Source organism: Kitasatospora sp. DSM 101779, from assembly GCF_025655475.1.
Taxonomy (GTDB): Bacteria; Actinomycetota; Actinomycetes; order Streptomycetales; family Streptomycetaceae; genus Kitasatospora.
In genome coordinates this window covers 5,909,910-5,925,814 of sequence record NZ_JAHTIK010000001.1, presented here as the reverse complement: position 1 = coordinate 5,925,814, position 15,905 = coordinate 5,909,910, and the positions used below count along the sequence as shown (strand labels likewise).

The window sequence follows — 15,905 nt, the reverse complement described above, 5'->3', positions numbered from 1 at the left end:
GTCGGCGCGGGCGGGCCCGCCGCGGGGCCGGCCGCGCTCGCGGCCGCGCACGGGGAGGGGGTGCGGTGCGTGCGGGCCCTGCGGGTGCTCGGACGCGAGGGCTGCGGGGCCTCCGCCGCGGGGCTCGGCTTCCTCGGTGTCCTGCTCGGCGACGGGCACGACGTCGCGGGCTTCGTCGGGGCCGCACTCGGACCGCTGGTCGCGTACGACGCCCGGCGCGGGACGGAGCTGGTCCGCACCCTGCGGGCCTACTTCGACTGCGGCGGCAGCCTCACCCGGGCCAAGGACGAACTGCACGTCCACGTGAACACCGTCGTGCAGCGGCTGGACCGGATCGAGGTGCTGCTCGGCCGCGACTGGAACTCCCCGGAACGGGCCCTGGAACTGCAGCTCGCGCTGCGCCTCCAGCTGCTGGCCGGGGACTGACGGGGGCAGCGGCTTCGGGGGCCGACCGGCTCCTTCGGGGGCAGGCGTACAGTGACCGGGTTGGTCTCGAACGCCTGGCAAGGAGCAGCGGTGAGCGAGGACGTACGGTTCGTGACGATGGGGATCGGCGAGGGCGCCGTCCCGTACCCGGAGGCCTGGGAGGAACAGCAGCGGCTGCACGCGCTGCGCGTCGCGGACGAGATCCCGGACACCGTGCTGCTGCTGGAGCACCCGCCGGTGTTCACCGCGGGCAAGCGCACCAACCCGGAGGACTACCCGCTGGACGGCACCCCTGTGGTGCAGGTGAACCGGGGCGGCGAGATCACCTGGCACGGGCCGGGCCAGCTGGTGGGCTACCCGATCGTCAAGCTGCCGGACCCGGTCGACGTGGTGGCGTACGTGCGCCGTCTGGAGGAGGCGCTGATCCGCGCCTGCGCCGAGGTCGGGGTGGCGACCTCGCGGGTCGAGGGCCGCAGCGGGGTGTGGGTGCTCGGCGAGGACATCCCGGACGCGGTGGTGGACCCGTCACAGGTGGTGGAGATCGGCAAGCTGACGCTGCGGATGGGACTGCCGCTGGGGATCGACCCGCGGCTGGCCGGTCCGGAGTACGCGCCGTCGAACGCGGGCCAGCGGGGCGACGACCGGAAGCTGGCGGCGATCGGCGTCCGGGTGGCGCGCGGGGTGACGATGCACGGGTTCGCGCTGAACTGCGACCCGGACATGACGTGGTTCGACCGGATCGTGCCGTGCGGGATCCGGGACGCCGGGGTGGGGTCGCTGTCCGGGGAGCTGTCCCGGCCATTCGGCGTGGCGGACGCGCTGCCGGTGGTGCAGAAGCACCTGGCGGAGGTCTTCGCGGAGCTGCCGGAGCCCGCGGCCGCCCGCTGAGGGCGGGAATCTACCAGTCAGTAGCCATGTTGCCCTGCGATTGAGGGGCAACAGGCCCGGTACAGGCGATGAAAGCACAGGCGTACCCTGGGGGTACCCCGTCTAGTTCTAGGAGTTGCACGTGTCCGCTGTCGCGCCCGACGGCAGGAAGCTTCTCCGCCTGGAGGTCCGCAACAGCGAGACCCCCATCGAGCGGAAGCCCGAGTGGATCAAGACCCGGGCGAAGATGGGCCCGGAGTACAACGCCCTCCAGTCGCTGGTGAAGAAGGAGGGGCTGCACACGGTCTGCCAGGAGGCGGGCTGCCCCAACATCTTCGAGTGCTGGGAGGACCGCGAGGCCACCTTCCTCATCGGCGGCGACCAGTGCACCCGCCGCTGCGACTTCTGCCAGATCGACACCGGCAAGCCCGCCGATTTCGACCGGGACGAGCCGCGCCGGGTCGCCGAGTCCATCGTCACGATGGACCTGAACTACGCCACCATCACCGGTGTCGCCCGTGACGACCTGGAGGACGGCGGCGCCTGGCTGTACGCCGAGACCGTCCGCCAGGTGCACGCGATGACCGCCGGCCGCGAGGCCGGCCGCACCGGCGTGGAGCTGCTGATCCCGGACTTCAACGCCGTCCCGGAGCAGCTCGCCGAGGTCTTCTCCTCCCGCCCCGAGGTGCTGGCGCACAACGTGGAGACGGTGCCGCGGATCTTCAAGCGGATCCGCCCGGCCTTCCGCTACGAGCGCTCGCTGGACGTCATCACGCAGGCCCGCGCGGCCGGCCTGGTCACCAAGTCCAACCTGATCCTCGGCATGGGCGAGACCCGCGAGGAGGTCAGCCAGGCGCTGGCCGACCTGGTCGGGGCGGGCTGCGAGCTGATCACCATCACCCAGTACCTGCGGCCCTCGCTGCGCCACCACCCGGTGGAGCGCTGGGTGAAGCCCCACGAGTTCGTGGAGCTGCAGCAGGAGGCCGAGGAGCTCGGCTTCGCCGGTGTCATGTCGGGTCCGCTGGTGCGGTCCTCCTACCGGGCGGGCCGGCTGTACCGGCAGGCGCTGGAGCACCGCGAGCGCACGGCGGTCTGAGACCGGCCCGAGGGTCTCGCACGGGGCCGCACGAGGGTCGTGCCGGAAGCTTCGGAGGGCGGCGGGCGGGAGCCCTGCCGCCCTCCGGCGTACCTGCGGCGCGGCCGTCTTGCGGTCGTGCGGCTTTCATGCGACTTTGACCGGCAGGTCACCGATCGGTAACACCTGCGGGCGACCCTGGAAATCGTCAGCCGTCCGCCGGTCCTGAGGGGAGCTGTTGAGCATGGGGGCAGTGAGCGGAGCGCAGCGCGGCCTGCTGCCGGCGCGGATGCCGTCGGTGGGCGGCGCCCTGCGCTATGCCGAGAGCGTGCTGCTGGCCGGCGGCCAGCGGCAGGCCCGCCGCAACGCCTGGGCGGCCGTCTGCGAGAACCGCCGGCACGCCGCCGAGCGGGAGCTGGACGCGGGCGCGGCGTCGCCGCTGCGCCGCCGTTCCTGAGACACGTCGCGGGCCCTGTGTCCGGTGCCCTTCCCGGTGCCGCGCGGGGCTCCCGCGGGTCCGTACGGGCGGGCAGCGGCCGGGCGGGGGCACCGCCCTTGGATAACCCGCCCCCCCGGCACGTACCATGAGCCCTATGGCGAGGGAAACATCCGAAAACCCCGGGCGGCTGCAGCAGATCCGCACGGCGTACACCATGACCAAGAAGGTCGACACCAAGATCGGCCTGATCATCGCCGCAGTCGGCCTCATCACCTTCGGCGTGTTCCTCGCCATCGGCTTCGCGATCGGGCACCCCGTCTACCTGGGCATCCTCGGCTTCGTCGTGGGCTTCCTGGCGGTGGCGGTGGTCTTCGGACGCCGGGCCGAGCGAGCCGCCTTCGGGCAGATGGAGGGCCAGCCGGGCGCGGTCGCTGCGGTGCTGAACAACATCCGGCGCGGCTGGAACGCGAACCCGACACCGGTCGCGGTCACCCGCAGCCAGGACGCGGTCTACCGGGCGGTCGGCCGCCCCGGCATCGCGCTGATCGGTGAGGGCAACCCGAACCGGGTGCGTCCGCTGCTCGCCGCCGAGAAGAAGAAGATGGCCAAGGTCGTCGGCGACGTCCCGGTGCACGACATCATGGTCGGCAACGGCGAGGGCGAGATCCCGCTGAAGAAGCTGCAGGTCCACCTGATGCGGCTGCCGCGCGCGATCACCCCGGCCCAGGTCACCGAGACCAACGACCGGCTGCGCGCGCTGGGCGACCTGCTCTCCCGCGCGCCGATCCCCAAGGGCCCGATGCCCAAGGGCGCCCGGATGCCCAAGGGCGGCCAGGTCCGCTGACGCCCCACCCCCACCGACACCACGGCCCCGCCGCGAATCCTCGCGGCGGGGCCGTTCGACGTTCCGGGCCTCGGCGGGCCCTGGCGCCGGGTGTCAGATGCGGACCTCGACGGTGCCGACGGCCTTGTCGTGGAGGCCGCGGGTGTCGCGGTCCCAGATCGCGGCGGGGACGATCAGGCAGAGCAGCAGGGTGCGCAGCAGCACCTGCGGGATGGAGGCGCGGGCGCCGTCCAGCCGGACGACGCGCAGGCCGAAGAGCCGCTTGCCGATGGTGGTGCCGCTGGTGGCGAGCAGGACCACGGTGACCACGTAGAAGAGCGGGGTGGTCCACAGGTTGGCGCCGGCCTGGTCTCCGCGGGAGAGCAGGCCGTAGGCGACGAGGCTGCAGAGCCAGCCGTCGACGAACAGGGCGCCGAGGCGCCGCCCGGGGCCGGCGACGGAGCCGGGGCCCTCCTTCGGCAGACCGAGGCGCTCGCCGCGGTGGCCGAAGTCGGCGCCCATCTTCTCGGCGGCGGCCTTCGGCCCGTCCAGCCACGATCCCAACGCATCTCTGGTGTCCACGAAATCCACAGTATCCGGGCTTCACGTGCGATCTTCGGCGGCCTCCCCCGCCGTGCGCGGCACCTGCCGGGGCAGCCCGGACAACGAATGGCCGGTTTGGGCGTTTTGCGCTGGCCCGTATGACTTTGCCCACACTCGGGGCGCCGCTGGTTAACATGCAGAGGACGGGGAAATCACCAACCGGAAACGGCCGGCTCCTACGGTGGGCCGGACGCAGCTGAGGAGGATGGATGTTCACCAACGCCGACGAGGTCAGGCAGTACATCACGGACAACGACATCAAGTTCGTCGATGTCCGGTTCTGCGACCTGCCGGGCGTCATGCAGCACTTCTCAGTGCCTGCCTCGACCTTCGACCCGTCCGAGATCCTCATGTTCGACGGTTCCTCGATCCGGGGCTTCCAGGCCATCCACGAGTCCGACATGGCACTCGTGCCCGACCTGGCGACGGCCCGGCTGGACCCGTTCCGCTCCGAGAAGCACCTCAACATCAACTTCTTCATCCAGGACCCGATCACGGGCGAGGCCTACAGCCGCGACCCGCGCAACGTCGCCAAGAAGGCGGAGGCCTACCTCGCCTCCTCCGGTATCGCCGACACCGCGTACTTCGGCCCGGAGGCCGAGTTCTACGTGTTCGACGAGGTCCGCTACGAGACCAGCGCGAACGCCTCGTACTACCACATCGACTCGATCGCCGGCGCCTGGAACACCGGCCGGATCGAGGAGGGCGGCAACCGCGGCTACAAGGTGAAGTACAAGGGCGGCTACTTCCCCGTACCGCCGGTGGACCACTTCGCCGACCTGCGCGCCGAGATGTCGCTGGAGCTCGCCGCCGCCGGCCTGCAGGTCGAGCGGCAGCACCACGAGGTCGGCACCGCCGGCCAGGCGGAGATCAACTACAAGTTCAACACCCTGCTGCACGCCGCCGACGACCTGATGCTGTTCAAGTACATCATCAAGAACGTGGCGTGGCGGAACGGCAAGACCGCCACCTTCATGCCCAAGCCGATCTTCGGCGACAACGGCTCCGGCATGCACGTCCACCAGTCGCTGTGGACGGAGGGCTCCCCGCTCTTCTACGACGAGCAGGGCTACGCCGGCCTCTCCGACACCGCCCGGTACTACATCGGAGGTCTCCTGCGGCACGCGCCGTCGCTGCTGGCCTTCACCAACCCCTCGGTGAACTCCTACCACCGCCTGGTGCCGGGCTTCGAGGCGCCGGTCAACCTGGTGTACTCGCAGCGCAACCGCTCCGCGGCGATCCGCATCCCGATCACCGGCTCGAACGCCAAGGCCAAGCGCATCGAGTTCCGCGCACCCGACCCGGCCTCCAACCCGTACCTGGCCTTCGCCGCCATGCTGATGGCCGGCCTGGACGGCATCAAGAACAAGATCGAGCCGCTGGAGCCGGTCGACAAGGACCTCTACGAGCTGGCCCCCGACGAGCACTCCGCCGTGCCGCAGGTGCCGGCCTCGCTGGGCGCCGTCCTCGACGCGCTGGAGGCCGACCACGAGTACCTGCTCGCGGGCGGGGTGTTCACCCCCGACCTGATCGAGACCTGGATCGACTTCAAGCGCACCAACGAGATCGCACCGATCGCCCTGCGGCCGCACCCGCACGAGTTCGAGCTGTACTTCGACCTGTAGGCCCTACGGCGTGCCGCCGGCCCCCGTCCTCCGTCCCGGGGCGGGGGCCGTGGTGTGCCCGGCGGCGTCCAGGGTCTCGCGCAGGCGGCCGCCGTGGGCGGTGAGCAGGCGGGCGGCGTCGGCGGGGGCGAGACCGGTGAGCAGGGTGAGGATCGCGGGCTTCACCTCGCCGCCGGCGGCGTCCAGGGCCCGGTCGGCCGCCTCGGGGGCGGCGCCGGTGGCGAGCGCGACGATCCGGCGGCAGCGGGCCCGGAGCTTCTCGTTGGTGGCCCGCAGGTCGACCATCAGGTTCCCGTAGGTGCGGCCGAGCCGCACCATGGTGATCGTCGAGACCATGTTGAGCACCAGCTTCTGCGCGGTCCCGGCCTTCAACCGGGTCGAGCCGGTGAGCACCTCCGGGCCGACCACCACCTCGATCGGGTGCTCGGCCGCCTCGCCCAGCTCGGAGCCGGCGGTGCAGGCCAGGCCGACGGTCAGGGCGCCGCGCGCCCGGGCGTGCTCGACGGCCGCCACCGCGTACGGCGTCCGCCCGGAGGCGGAGACTCCGATCACCGCGTCGTCCGCGGTCAGACCGATCCCGTCGAGGTCCGCGACGGCCAGCTCGCGGCTGTCCTCGGCGCCCTCCACGGCGTTCAGCACCGCCTCCGGGCCGCCGGCGATCAGGCCGACCACCAGCGCAGGATCGGTGCCGAAGGTGGGCGGGCACTCGGCGGCGTCCAGCACCCCGACCCGCCCGGCGGTACCGGCCCCGGCATAGACCAGCCGCCCACCGCGGGCGAGCCGTTCCGCGATCGCGTCCACCGCCGCGGCGATCTCCGGCAGCCGGCGGCCGACCGCCTCGGGCACCGTGCGGTCCTCGCCGTTCATCAGCGCGGCGATCTCCAGCGTGGGCAGCAGGTCCAGGCCCGCCAGTTCGGGGCGGTACGCCTCGGTCGCCAGGGTGTCCAGCCGGGCACGGAGGTCCTCCGTCACGGCGCACCGCCTTCCGTGGTCGTGGTGGGCGCGGGAGTGGGGGCGGGTCCGGTGGTCGTGGGTCGGGCCAGCCCTGGCAGGGTCTCCTGCTCGCCCGCGACGACCCGGACCGGATCCTGCGGTCCACGGCACTCGCGGCCGAGCCGCAGCATCCGGGAGAGCGGGTCGTGCAGCAGGCGGCCGCAGCGCCGGCACCGGACGCGCTCCGGCAGCCGCGGCGGGACGGGCGGGATCAGGGCGGGCTGGGACATGCGCCGATTCTCGCGGTAATCCGGTCGCCGCGGCACCGCCGGGCCCGGAAGAATCCCCCGCATGTCCGCCACACGCCGCACCACCCCGACCGTGTACGTCTCCGTGGACGTCGAGGCCGACGGCCCGATCCCCGGCCCGTACTCGATGCTCTCCTTCGGCGCCGCCGTCGCCGGGCACCACGACGCGGACGGCTTCCGGCGGGCCGGGCGGCAGGCCGCCGGCTTCTACCGCGAGCTGCGGCCGGTCTCCGAGCGCTTCGACCCGCGGGCGCTGGCCGTCTCCGGGCTGGACCGGGCGGCGCTGCAGCGCGGGGGCACCCCGCCCGAGGCGGCGATGGCATCGTTCTGCTCCTGGGTGGAGCAGGTGTGCACCGGCCCCGACGGGCAGCGGTACCGGCCGGTCATGGTCGGCTACCCGGCGCCGTACGACTGGCTGTTCCTGTACTGGTACCTGATGGAGTTCGCCGGGCGCAGCCCGTTCGGGCACTCCGGGTGCCTGGACATGAAGACGCTGTACGCGGCCCGGGCCGGGGTGCCGTTCGCCGGGATCGGCAAGCGGTCGATGCCGGCCTCGCTGCTGCCGGACCTGCCGCACACCCACCACGCCTTGGACGACGCCCGCGAGCAGGCGGAGCTGTTCGCCAACCTGATGGAGTGGGCGGGGCCGCAGGGCTGAGTCAGGCCGTGCGGACGGGCAGGCTGCGGTAGCCGCGCAGGACGAGGCGGTCCCGCCGCTCGGCGGGCCCGGCCGGGGCGAGCGCGGGGAACCGGGCGAACAGCGCGGGTAGCGCGATCTGGCCCTCCAGTCGGGCGAGTTGAGCCCCGAGGCAGAAGTGCGGCCCGCCGCCGAAACTCAGCGGGTGGCTGTCGCGGCGGGTGGGGTCGAAGCGGTCGGGCCGCTCGTAGCGGGCCGGATCCCGGTTGGCCGCGCCGAGCAGCAGGAAGACGCCGGTGCCGGCCGGCGCGGGGACGCCGCCGACGTCCAGGCCGTCGGCGAGGGCGATCCGGGAGGTCAGCTGGACGGGCGAGTCGAAGCGCAGCACCTCCTCGGTGAGGCCGGCCGGGGTGACGGTGCCGGCCCGCAGCCCGGCGGCGGCCTCCGGACGGTCGAAGAGCAGGGCGACGGCGTTGCCCAGCAGGTTGGTCGTCGTCTCGAAGCCGGCGACCAGCAGCAGCACCAGGTTGGCGAGCAGCTCGTGGCCGGAGAGCCGTGCCGGCTCGGCCGCGGCGACCTGTACGAGGGCGCTGACCAGGTCGTCCTGCGGGTGGGTGCGGCGGGCGGCGGCCAGCCGGGTGAAGTAGTCGGACAGCTCCTCGGCGGCCTCGTCGGCGGCGGCGAGCTCGCTGTCGTCGGTCATCAGCTCCAGTGCGGCGGTGAGGTCGGAGGCGAGGCCGCGGAAGCGGTGGCGGTCCTCCTCCGGCACGCCGAGCAGCTCGCAGACGACGCCGACCGGCAGCCGGAAGGCGAAGCCGTCCATGAAGTCGACCGGGCTGCCGTCGGCGCCCTGCGCGGCCATCGCGTCGAGCAGCCGGTGGACGGCGGCGGTGACGGCGGGCTCCAGGGCGGCGACCCGGCGGGCGGTGAAGACGGACGCGATCAGCGAGCGCATCCGGCCGTGGTCCGGCGGGTTGCGCTCCAGGATCGAGCGGCTCAGCAGGACCTTCGCCGGGTGGTCGGCGAATCCCGGCTCGAACGCCTCGCGCTGCACCGGGTCGGGCATGCCGAAGGCGGGGTTGCGCAGCACCTGGTCGCAGGCACGGTGGCCGACGGCCATCAGCATCCCGGGGCCGCAGTGCGCTACCGGGCCGAGGCCGTGCGCCAGCTCGTACAGCGGGTACGGATCCGCCCGCCCGGCCGGGCCCACCAACTGCTCGATGATCGCTTCGCCGTCCATCCCCCGACCTCTCCCTCGGCGTCCTGCGGGTACAACCTTCCGGTGCGGGGCGGGAGTTCCCGGGCGGGTGCGGGATCACCCGCGGGAGTGAGCGGGCCCGGGTTCGCGGCGGCCGGAGCGGCGGGGTCGGCGCGGGTGCCGTGTCCCGGGGCGGCGGACCGCCCTCGCTAGGCTGGCGGGATGGAGATCTGGATCAACCCGCGCTGCAGCAAGTGCCGCAGCGCCGTCGAGGACCTGGACGCGGCGGGCGTCGAGTACACCGTGCGGCGCTACCTGGAGGAGCCGCCGACCCCGGCGGAGCTGGCGGACGTGCTGTCCCGGCTGAACCTGGAGCCGTGGGACATCACCCGGCTCGACGAGGCCGCGGCCAAGGGGCTGGGCATGCGGCAGTGGCCGCGCGAGGAGGCGGACCGGGGCCGCTGGATCGCGGCGCTGGCCGAGCAGCCGATCCTGATCCAGCGCCCGATCATCACGGCGGACGACGGGCACGCCGTGGTGGCCCGGACGCCGGAGGCCGTCCGCTCGGTGCTGCCGCAGTAGCGGACTGCCGCAGTAGCGGGTCGTCGCAGCCGCGGCCGGCGGAGCGGCGCTCGCCGCAGCGGCGGTTCAGGTCCGCTCGAAGCGGCGGACGCCCATGCCCCGCCGCCAGGACCGGATCACCAGCCGGTCGCCCTCGACGGTGGTGAGGACGACCTCCTCCGGCTCCAGCCGGAAGGCGTGGAAGGGGCCGGGCGGCGCCTCGGCGAGGTCGCCCTCGTAGGCGGCGAGCTCGGCCGGGTCGGTGATCTCGACGGCGGTGCCGGAGACCTTGGCGTCGCCGTCGTCCATCGACCCGTCGCCGGGGTTGCTGTGCAGGGCGAAGCGGCCGTCCCGGCGCAGGTCGAGGGCCTTCACCGCGCCGTCCATGGAGCCGACGGTCAGGTCGGCGCCGATGAACCGGACCTCGGTGCCGCTGACCCGGGGCGCGCCGCCGCGCCGCAGGGTGGCCAGCACGTGGTGCCTGTTCGCCTCGAACCGGGCCCGCACCAACGGGGCGAGATCCGGCGCTTCGTACTCGAAGTCCTGCCAGGTCGTCATGGTCCCCAGTCTGGCAGCGGCCGCTGCCAGACTGGGGACCATGACGCAGACGTACATCGCCTTCCTCCGCGCGATCAACGTGGGTGGGCGCACGGTCACCATGCAGCGGCTCCGCGAGCTCTTCGAGGAGCTGGACCTGGCGCGGGTGCGGACGTACATCCAGAGCGGGAACGTCTTCTTCGAGGCGGACGGGGCCGACCGGGCGGCGCTCACCGCGCGGATCGAGGAGCACCTGGAGCGGTCGCTGGGCTACCCGGTGCCGACGGTGCTGTGCACGCTCGACGAGCTGGAGGCGATCGTCGCGGCCGACCCGTTCGCGGGGATCGAGGTGACGCCGGAGCTGCGGCTGTGCGTGCTGTTCCTGTCCGAGCCGCTGCCGGCGGAGCTCGCCCCGCCGGCCTCCTCCCCCAAGGGCGACTGGGAGCTGGTGGGCGCGGTGCCGAACGCCGCCTTCGTGGTGCTGCACCTGCGCAACGGCCGGCTGGGCGGCAACCCGGCGACGCTGTTCGGCAAGGCGTACGCCGGGACGGCCACCTCGCGGTTCTTCCACACCACCGTCAAGATCCTGGCGGCGGCGAAGAAGTGACCCGCCGGCGGCCGCCCGGGGCCCGTACGCCGTCGAGGGCACGCCTCAGCGCAGGGCGGGAACGGCCGGGGCGGGCAGGCGGGTGCCCGTGGTGCCGAGGCCGGTCGGGCCCAGCGGAACCCGGACCGGGGGCGGGGCCGCCGGGACGGCTGCGGGCGGCCTGGGACCGGTCGGCGGCTGCGGGAGCGCCGGGCGGTGGTGGCGGGCGAGGTCCTCGTCCGTGTAGCGGCGGCACTCCCGGTGCCAGGTGAGCACGGCGGCCATCCAGTCCTGCAGTTCGGCGACGTAGCCGTCGAGCACCGCGCGGGCGGCCGCGTCCAGCTCGAAGTCGTCGTGGAGCTGCGGCAGTTCGTGGTCGGCGACGTGCTGGAACTGGCTCAGCCGGGACTTCATGAGGTCGTGCACGATGCCGAGCGCGGTCGGGTGGTCGCAGTCGAAGAAGTTCTGCGTGACCAGGACCAGGTTGTGCACCTCGCCCTCGTACTCGACCTCCTTCCGGTACGAGAAGACGTCGTTGACGAGCATCGCGTAGTCCGCAGCGGCGTTCTCCAGGGCCAGCATCGAGGCGTGCCGGTGGATCTCGTCGGGGACGCTGCTGCCGTGGCCGAGACGGGCGAGGCTCATGGTGAGGTCGGCGCCGAAGGTGAGGCGGCGCATCTCCAGGTAGTCGACCGGGTCGGGGATGCGGTTCTGCGCCTGGTTGAGCATCTCCCAGAGCCAGGAGTCGAGCATCTTCTCGACCGCGGCGCGGAAGCTGCGGCGGGCGCCGTCGTCCATCGGCCCGGCGGTGCGGGTCCACAGGTCGGCGAGGCCGCGCTCCAGGCCGTCGAGCGGGACGGCGGCGGCCGGCCCGTCCAGTGGCATGAGGGCGAGCAGCCGCTCGTTGCGCCGCCTGGCGCCGGCGAGGTCGCGGGCGGCGCCGTGCACGGCGGGGTACAGGTCGTCCGCGTAGGTGCCCCAGGTGAGCCAGCCGGAGGCCAGGTCGAGCTGGTCGGGGCCGGCGTCCGGGGCGATGCCGGCGGCGCACAGGGCGAAGTCGAAGTCGACCAGTTTCTCCTCCGTCCAGACACCGGGGACGGGGTCGATCAGCTGCACCTGCCGGACCCAGTCGACCAGGCGCTGCCGGGCACCTTCCAGGCCCGGGTTGAGCCTGGTCGGGTAGGGCATCTCGAAGTCCGGCACCGGCGTGGGGCCGACCGCGCGGAACGGGGTGTGGCCGAAGCTGCGGGCCCGGGCCGGGCCGACCAGGCCGCGCAGCGACTTGAGCAGGTCGGCGGCCTGGGTGCCGACGCCGGTCGGGCCGGGCAGGTCGGGGGTGCTCTCGGCCGCCGCGCCGCCGCCGTTCATGTAGCGGCTGGAGCGCATGTGCCACTCGTGGCCGCCGGACTGCCAGTCCTGGAGCCCCTTGACGTACTTCATGACCTCGGCGGCCCGGCCCGCGTCGAGGCCGTGCTCGGCGAAGAGCAGCGGGAGTTCGGTGAAGACGGTGTTCTCGAACTGGTGCAGCCGGGAGGTGAGCAGGTCGTTGACCCGCTCGGCGGCCTCCTGGGTGGAGCAGCCGAGGAAGGTCTCCAGCACCAGGACGCCGTTGGAGAGCTCGCCCTCGTCCTCGACCTCGCGCTGGTAGGAGAAGAGGTCGTTGCGCAGATGGACACCGTCGGAGAAGGCGTCGCGCAGCACCCGCATCGGGCGGGAGGCGGCGATCCCGGCGGGGACCTCGGCGCCGACGGCGTGTTCGACCAGGCCGGCCGACCAGGGTGCGCCGCCGACCTTGCGGCGCATCTCGATGTACTCGACCGGGTTGGAGATCCGGCCGGCGTTGATGTTGGAGAGCTCCCACATGGACTCGTTGAGCAGGTGCTCGGTGGACTCCCGGAAGCGCTCCCGCCAGTCGGTGGACATGCCGGGCACGGTGCGCAGCCAGAGGTCGGCGAGGCCGGCCTCGACCGGGTTGGTCGGCTCGGGCGTGCCGTCGGAGAGGTCCATCGGCATGAAGGCGGGCAGCCGGTCGAGGTAGGCCTTGCCGCCCTTGCGGTCCTGGGTGCGCTTGAACAGCTCCAGGAAGTGGTCGTCGAAGAAGAAGACCCAGACGTACCAGTCGGTGACGAGGGCGAGTTCCTCGGCCGAGCAGTCGGGGTGGGTGTAGGCGCACAGCAGTGCGTAGTCGTGGGAGTCGAGGTCGTGCTCCTCCCAGACGCCCGAGCCTTCCAGCATCCCCATGCCGCGGGCCCACCGCTTGGTGTGGGCGCGGGCGTGGTCGAGGTGGGGGTTGAGCGTCGCCGGGTGCGGGACGTAGAAGTCCGGGAGCTCGAAGGGTTGTGGCACTTCCGGGTCGCCTTTCCTGGGCCGTCCGGCGGTCCGGTCGGTTCGTCCGGGCCGGCGGTCATGATCGCGGCGGAGTCTGCCCGAGCCGCGGCGGCGACACACCGTCGGCGGAGCGGGCACGGAGGCACGGACACGCGGTGCGCGCCGGGCGTGAACCACTGCCGACCCAGCGCGCATTGGATGGCGAGCGCCCCTTCGGAGGTCGGCGAACCGGGCCCGCTCCGGTCAGTGCGGGAAAACCCGAGGTGGGCGCTGTGCGGGCAGCCCGTCGCGGAACTCCTCGACGGCCGAACTGATCTGCCGTGTCAGAACGTCCGTTCGATCCGGTCGGGGTACAGGTGCCGCCTGGCGAGCGCCTCCACCGTGACACCGGGCCAGAGCGTCATCAACGGGTTGACGAACAGTTCGCCGCCCTTCGTCCGCTCGGCGAACCGGACGTCGCCGAACTCGCCGCGCAGCGCGGCCGCGACCGAGCCGTGCACGATGCTGGGGTGCTCGCAGGACGCCCGCGCGTGCTCGACGGCGTCCAGGTAAAGCGCGCCCTCCCGGCTCTCCCTCGGCAGTGAGAACGCCCCCGGGTAGCCGCCCGCACGGTCGAGTGCGGCGAGGTTCTCCAGCACCAGCGCGTGGTCGACCCCGTGGTACGCGTCGATGCCGAAGCCGAGGCCGGCCACCAGCCGGGTCGGGACGGGCGCGAGGCCTGCGACGGCGCGAGGCTGGCCGTGTCCTCCCCGGGCGTGCCGAGCCCGGCCTCGTCGCCGCGCATCAGGATGTCCCCCCGTCCACCGGCAGCGCCGCGTCGACGCCGAGGTGGCCGGTCAGCGCCCGGTAGGCCGCGCGCAGCGGCCGCACGCCGACGGAGGCGATGGCCCGGACGGCGTCCGGCATGCCGTGCAGCCGCAGCCAGCGGGCCGGGGTGCGCTCCGGGAAGTACCGCTCCGCGCTGCGGGTGTCGGGGCGGATCTCGGCGACGTCCGGTGCGAGCCGGACCTCGGAGTCCAGGCCGTACAGGTGGCTGAAGGAGAGGTTGGCCAGGTGGACCTCCTTACCCGCGGCGCGCGGGGCGAGGGCGATCGGCAGTCCGGCGTAGACGTCGAAGCCGCCGCCGGCCCCGGCGACCAGGATCCGGTCGGCGGCCCTCAGACGGGTGAGCAGCGGCGGCTCGAACAGTGCGGGAGCGGCCATCCGGCGGACGGTACCGGCGCGTGCCCGGGCGGGGCGCGCGTTCTGCCCCCGACCTGCTCCCGACAACCCGCCGGGTACCCCTGCCGGACTGGAGAGGAGATACCCCCAGGGGTACCGTGGAACGGGAAGGGACGGCAATGTTCTTCATCGACACCATGGAGCTCACCGGCCTCGGCAACCGCTCCTACCTGGCGGGCGGCAGGAGGGCCGCCGTGGCCGTGGACCCGCCGCGCGACGTCGACCGGCTGATCGCCACGGCCGCCCGGCACGGCGTGCGGATCGCGCTGGTGGTCGAGACGCACGTGCACAACGACTACGTCACCGGCGGCCTGGAACTCGCCCGCCTCACCGGCGCCCGCTATCTGGTGCCCGCCGGCGCCCGGGTCTCCTTCGACCGCGTTCCGGTCGAGGACGGCGACGTGCACCCGGTGGACGCGGGCCTCGCCCTGCGGGCCGTCGCGACCCCGGGGCACACCCCGCACCACACCGCCTACGTGCTGGAGGAGGGCGGCCGCCCGGTCGCCGCCTTCACCGGCGGATCGCTGCTGATCGGCACCGTCGGCCGCCCCGACCTGGTGGAGCCGCGGCTCACCGAACGGCTGGCCCGGGCCCAGCACGCCTCCGCGCACCGGCTGGCCGACGGCCTGCCCGACGCCACCGTGGTGCTGCCCACCCACGGCTTCGGCAGCTTCTGCGCCGCCGGACACGCGGACGGCGCCTCCACCGGGACGACCATCGGCGCCGAACGGGCGCGCAACGACGCCCTGGTGAAGGACGTCGACACCTTCGTCGCCGAGCTGCTGGCCGGCCTGGACGACATCCCCGCCTACTACGCCCACATGGGCCCGGCCAACGCGGCCGGCCCGGCACCGGTCGACCTCACCCCGCCCCGGCAGGCGGACGCCGCCGAACTCGCCGCCCGGCTGGCCGCCGGCGAGTGGGTGGTCGACCTGCGCAGCCGGGTCGCCTTCGCCGAGGGCCACCTGGCCGGCTCGTTCAACATCGAGGGCACCGGCAGCCTCGCCACCTACCTGGCCTGGCTGATCCCCTGGGGCAAGCCGGTCAGCCTGCTCGCCGCGACGCCCGAGGAGGTCGCGGCCGCCCAGCGCGAGCTGGTCCGGGTCGGCATCGACCGGCCCGCCGCCGCGGCCACCGGCGGCCCCGCCGACTGGACGCCCGAGGGCGAGCAGCCGCGCTCCTTCCGCCGGGCCGCCTTCACCGACCTTGCGGCAGCCCTCGCCGCCCCGCCGGCGAACCGCGGACGCCCCGTCGTGCTGGACGTCCGCCGGACCTCCGAGCGGGCCGGCGGCGCGGTCACCGGGTCGCTGCACATCCCCGTGCACCTGCTGCCCGGCCGGATCGGCGAGGTGCCCCCAGGGCCGGTCTGGGTGCACTGCGCCCGCGGCATGCGAGCCGCCATCGCCGCCTCGCTGCTGGACGCCGCCGGGCGCGAGGTGGTCGCCGTCGACGACTCCTTCGACAACGCCGTCCGCGCCGGACTCACCGGCCCGCAGCGGAGCGGCGACACCGCGACCGCCTGACCGGCGGACGCACGGCGTCGACGCCGGACGTATTGTCAGGTGCGCGCCAAGTAGGCTCGCCGCTCCGGCCGAGGGCCCCGGGCGTGCCGCACCGCACGCCCACGGCCCGGGCCGCCCCGTCACCCCGTCACCGACGGCCGAGGAGGCGCCATGCCCACCCCGCCCATCCGCACCACCGACCCCGGCCGGCCGACGCCCGCCGAGGCACACCGGCC

General features: G+C 73.6%; 16 protein-coding genes and 1 pseudogene. 10 read left to right on the top strand and 7 right to left on the bottom strand.

Annotation, left to right across the window (positions count from 1 at the left end):
* The 5 genes from KSNIM_RS26985 to KSNIM_RS26965 form a co-directional block, all read left to right on the top strand.
* Nucleotides 1-426: PucR family transcriptional regulator (locus tag KSNIM_RS26985; RefSeq protein WP_263105718.1), on the top strand; the 426-nt coding region annotated here is incomplete at its 5' end.
* Nucleotides 427-543: 117 nt separating this feature from the next.
* Nucleotides 544-1,314: a lipoyl(octanoyl) transferase LipB gene (gene lipB / locus KSNIM_RS26980; RefSeq protein ID WP_263108125.1), complete on the top strand. Its 771-nt coding sequence runs from the start codon at nucleotides 544-546 to the stop codon at nucleotides 1,312-1,314.
* A gap of 121 nt (nucleotides 1,315-1,435) precedes the next feature.
* Nucleotides 1,436-2,389 (top strand): lipoyl synthase, encoded by a 954-nt coding sequence (gene lipA, locus KSNIM_RS26975; RefSeq protein WP_263105717.1) that lies wholly within the window; start codon nucleotides 1,436-1,438, stop codon nucleotides 2,387-2,389.
* A 232-nt stretch (nucleotides 2,390-2,621) separates the two neighbouring features.
* Nucleotides 2,622-2,825 (top strand): hypothetical protein, encoded by a 204-nt coding sequence (locus KSNIM_RS26970; protein ID WP_263108268.1) that lies wholly within the window; start codon nucleotides 2,622-2,624, stop codon nucleotides 2,823-2,825.
* Nucleotides 2,826-2,961: 136 nt separating this feature from the next.
* Nucleotides 2,962-3,651, top strand: a complete 690-nt coding sequence (locus KSNIM_RS26965; RefSeq protein WP_263105716.1) for a DUF4191 domain-containing protein — start codon at nucleotides 2,962-2,964, stop codon at nucleotides 3,649-3,651.
* A gap of 93 nt (nucleotides 3,652-3,744) precedes the next feature.
* Here the strand turns inward: KSNIM_RS26965 and KSNIM_RS26960 are convergent, their stop codons facing one another.
* Complete coding sequence (locus tag KSNIM_RS26960; RefSeq protein ID WP_263105715.1) at nucleotides 3,745-4,212, bottom strand: RDD family protein; 468 nt, start codon at nucleotides 4,210-4,212, stop codon at nucleotides 3,745-3,747.
* A 230-nt stretch (nucleotides 4,213-4,442) separates the two neighbouring features.
* Here KSNIM_RS26960 and glnA point away from each other — a divergent pair, with 230 nt between their 5' ends.
* Nucleotides 4,443-5,858, top strand: coding sequence for a type I glutamate--ammonia ligase (glnA, locus tag KSNIM_RS26955; RefSeq protein WP_263105714.1), 1,416 nt, complete (start codon nucleotides 4,443-4,445; stop codon nucleotides 5,856-5,858).
* A 3-nt stretch (nucleotides 5,859-5,861) separates the two neighbouring features.
* On the opposite strand, the gene murQ is transcribed toward glnA, so the two are convergent.
* Together murQ and KSNIM_RS26945 are read right to left on the bottom strand one after the other, a co-directional pair.
* Nucleotides 5,862-6,830, bottom strand: a complete 969-nt coding sequence (murQ, locus tag KSNIM_RS26950; protein ID WP_263105713.1) for an N-acetylmuramic acid 6-phosphate etherase — start codon at nucleotides 6,828-6,830, stop codon at nucleotides 5,862-5,864.
* The gene (locus KSNIM_RS26945) at nucleotides 6,827-7,081 is read right to left on the bottom strand and encodes a DUF6011 domain-containing protein (protein ID WP_263105712.1); all 255 of its coding nucleotides are present in this window, start codon (nucleotides 7,079-7,081) and stop codon (nucleotides 6,827-6,829) included. Before KSNIM_RS26945 ends, murQ begins: the two co-directional genes overlap by 4 nt.
* A gap of 61 nt (nucleotides 7,082-7,142) precedes the next feature.
* Between KSNIM_RS26945 and KSNIM_RS26940 the strand changes: the two genes are divergently transcribed.
* Nucleotides 7,143-7,757 carry an exonuclease gene (locus tag KSNIM_RS26940; RefSeq protein ID WP_263105711.1) on the top strand — a complete coding sequence of 205 codons (615 nt, stop codon included), beginning with the start codon at nucleotides 7,143-7,145 and terminating at the stop codon, nucleotides 7,755-7,757.
* A gap of 1 nt (nucleotide 7,758) precedes the next feature.
* Here the strand turns inward: KSNIM_RS26940 and KSNIM_RS26935 are convergent, their stop codons facing one another.
* Nucleotides 7,759-8,976: a cytochrome P450 gene (locus tag KSNIM_RS26935; RefSeq protein WP_263105710.1), complete on the bottom strand. Its 1,218-nt coding sequence runs from the start codon at nucleotides 8,974-8,976 to the stop codon at nucleotides 7,759-7,761.
* Nucleotides 8,977-9,156: 180 nt separating this feature from the next.
* On the opposite strand from KSNIM_RS26935, the gene KSNIM_RS26930 reads away from it, so the two are divergent.
* The gene (locus KSNIM_RS26930) at nucleotides 9,157-9,516 is read left to right on the top strand and encodes an ArsC/Spx/MgsR family protein (RefSeq protein WP_263105709.1); all 360 of its coding nucleotides are present in this window, start codon (nucleotides 9,157-9,159) and stop codon (nucleotides 9,514-9,516) included.
* Nucleotides 9,517-9,582: 66 nt separating this feature from the next.
* Here KSNIM_RS26930 and KSNIM_RS26925 read toward each other — a convergent pair whose 3' ends face one another.
* Entirely contained in the window at nucleotides 9,583-10,053 is a 471-nt protein-coding gene (locus KSNIM_RS26925) for a pyridoxamine 5'-phosphate oxidase family protein (protein ID WP_263105708.1), read from the bottom strand.
* A 40-nt stretch (nucleotides 10,054-10,093) separates the two neighbouring features.
* On the opposite strand from KSNIM_RS26925, the gene KSNIM_RS26920 reads away from it, so the two are divergent.
* Complete coding sequence (locus KSNIM_RS26920; RefSeq protein ID WP_263105707.1) at nucleotides 10,094-10,639, top strand: DUF1697 domain-containing protein; 546 nt, start codon at nucleotides 10,094-10,096, stop codon at nucleotides 10,637-10,639.
* Nucleotides 10,640-10,684: 45 nt separating this feature from the next.
* On the opposite strand, the gene KSNIM_RS26915 is transcribed toward KSNIM_RS26920, so the two are convergent.
* Nucleotides 10,685-12,964 carry a terpene synthase family protein gene (locus KSNIM_RS26915; RefSeq protein WP_263105706.1) on the bottom strand — a complete coding sequence of 760 codons (2,280 nt, stop codon included), beginning with the start codon at nucleotides 12,962-12,964 and terminating at the stop codon, nucleotides 10,685-10,687.
* Nucleotides 12,965-13,189: 225 nt separating this feature from the next.
* A pseudogene (locus KSNIM_RS26910) lies at nucleotides 13,190-14,149 on the bottom strand (DUF1152 domain-containing protein).
* A 137-nt stretch (nucleotides 14,150-14,286) separates the two neighbouring features.
* On the opposite strand from KSNIM_RS26910, the gene KSNIM_RS26905 reads away from it, so the two are divergent.
* Nucleotides 14,287-15,690, top strand: coding sequence for an MBL fold metallo-hydrolase (locus tag KSNIM_RS26905; protein ID WP_263105705.1), 1,404 nt, complete (start codon nucleotides 14,287-14,289; stop codon nucleotides 15,688-15,690).
* Nucleotides 15,691-15,905: the final 215 nt, after the last annotated feature.

What these genes read in the sequence shown, in the direction of transcription:
- lipB (WP_263108125.1), top strand. Translation starts at nt 544, where the DNA reads ATGGGGATCGGCGAGGGCGCCGTCCCGTACCCGGAGGCCTGGGAGGAA.
- KSNIM_RS26965 (WP_263105716.1), top strand. Translation starts at nt 2,962, where the DNA reads ATGGCGAGGGAAACATCCGAAAACCCCGGGCGGCTGCAGCAGATCCGC.
- glnA (WP_263105714.1), top strand. Translation starts at nt 4,443, where the DNA reads ATGTTCACCAACGCCGACGAGGTCAGGCAGTACATCACGGACAACGAC.
- KSNIM_RS26945 (WP_263105712.1), bottom strand. Translation starts at nt 7,081, where the DNA reads ATGTCCCAGCCCGCCCTGATCCCGCCCGTCCCGCCGCGGCTGCCGGAG.
- KSNIM_RS26940 (WP_263105711.1), top strand. Translation starts at nt 7,143, where the DNA reads ATGTCCGCCACACGCCGCACCACCCCGACCGTGTACGTCTCCGTGGAC.
- KSNIM_RS26935 (WP_263105710.1), bottom strand. Translation starts at nt 8,976, where the DNA reads ATGGACGGCGAAGCGATCATCGAGCAGTTGGTGGGCCCGGCCGGGCGG.
- KSNIM_RS26930 (WP_263105709.1), top strand. Translation starts at nt 9,157, where the DNA reads ATGGAGATCTGGATCAACCCGCGCTGCAGCAAGTGCCGCAGCGCCGTC.
- KSNIM_RS26925 (WP_263105708.1), bottom strand. Translation starts at nt 10,053, where the DNA reads ATGACGACCTGGCAGGACTTCGAGTACGAAGCGCCGGATCTCGCCCCG.
- KSNIM_RS26920 (WP_263105707.1), top strand. Translation starts at nt 10,094, where the DNA reads ATGACGCAGACGTACATCGCCTTCCTCCGCGCGATCAACGTGGGTGGG.
- KSNIM_RS26905 (WP_263105705.1), top strand. Translation starts at nt 14,287, where the DNA reads ATGTTCTTCATCGACACCATGGAGCTCACCGGCCTCGGCAACCGCTCC.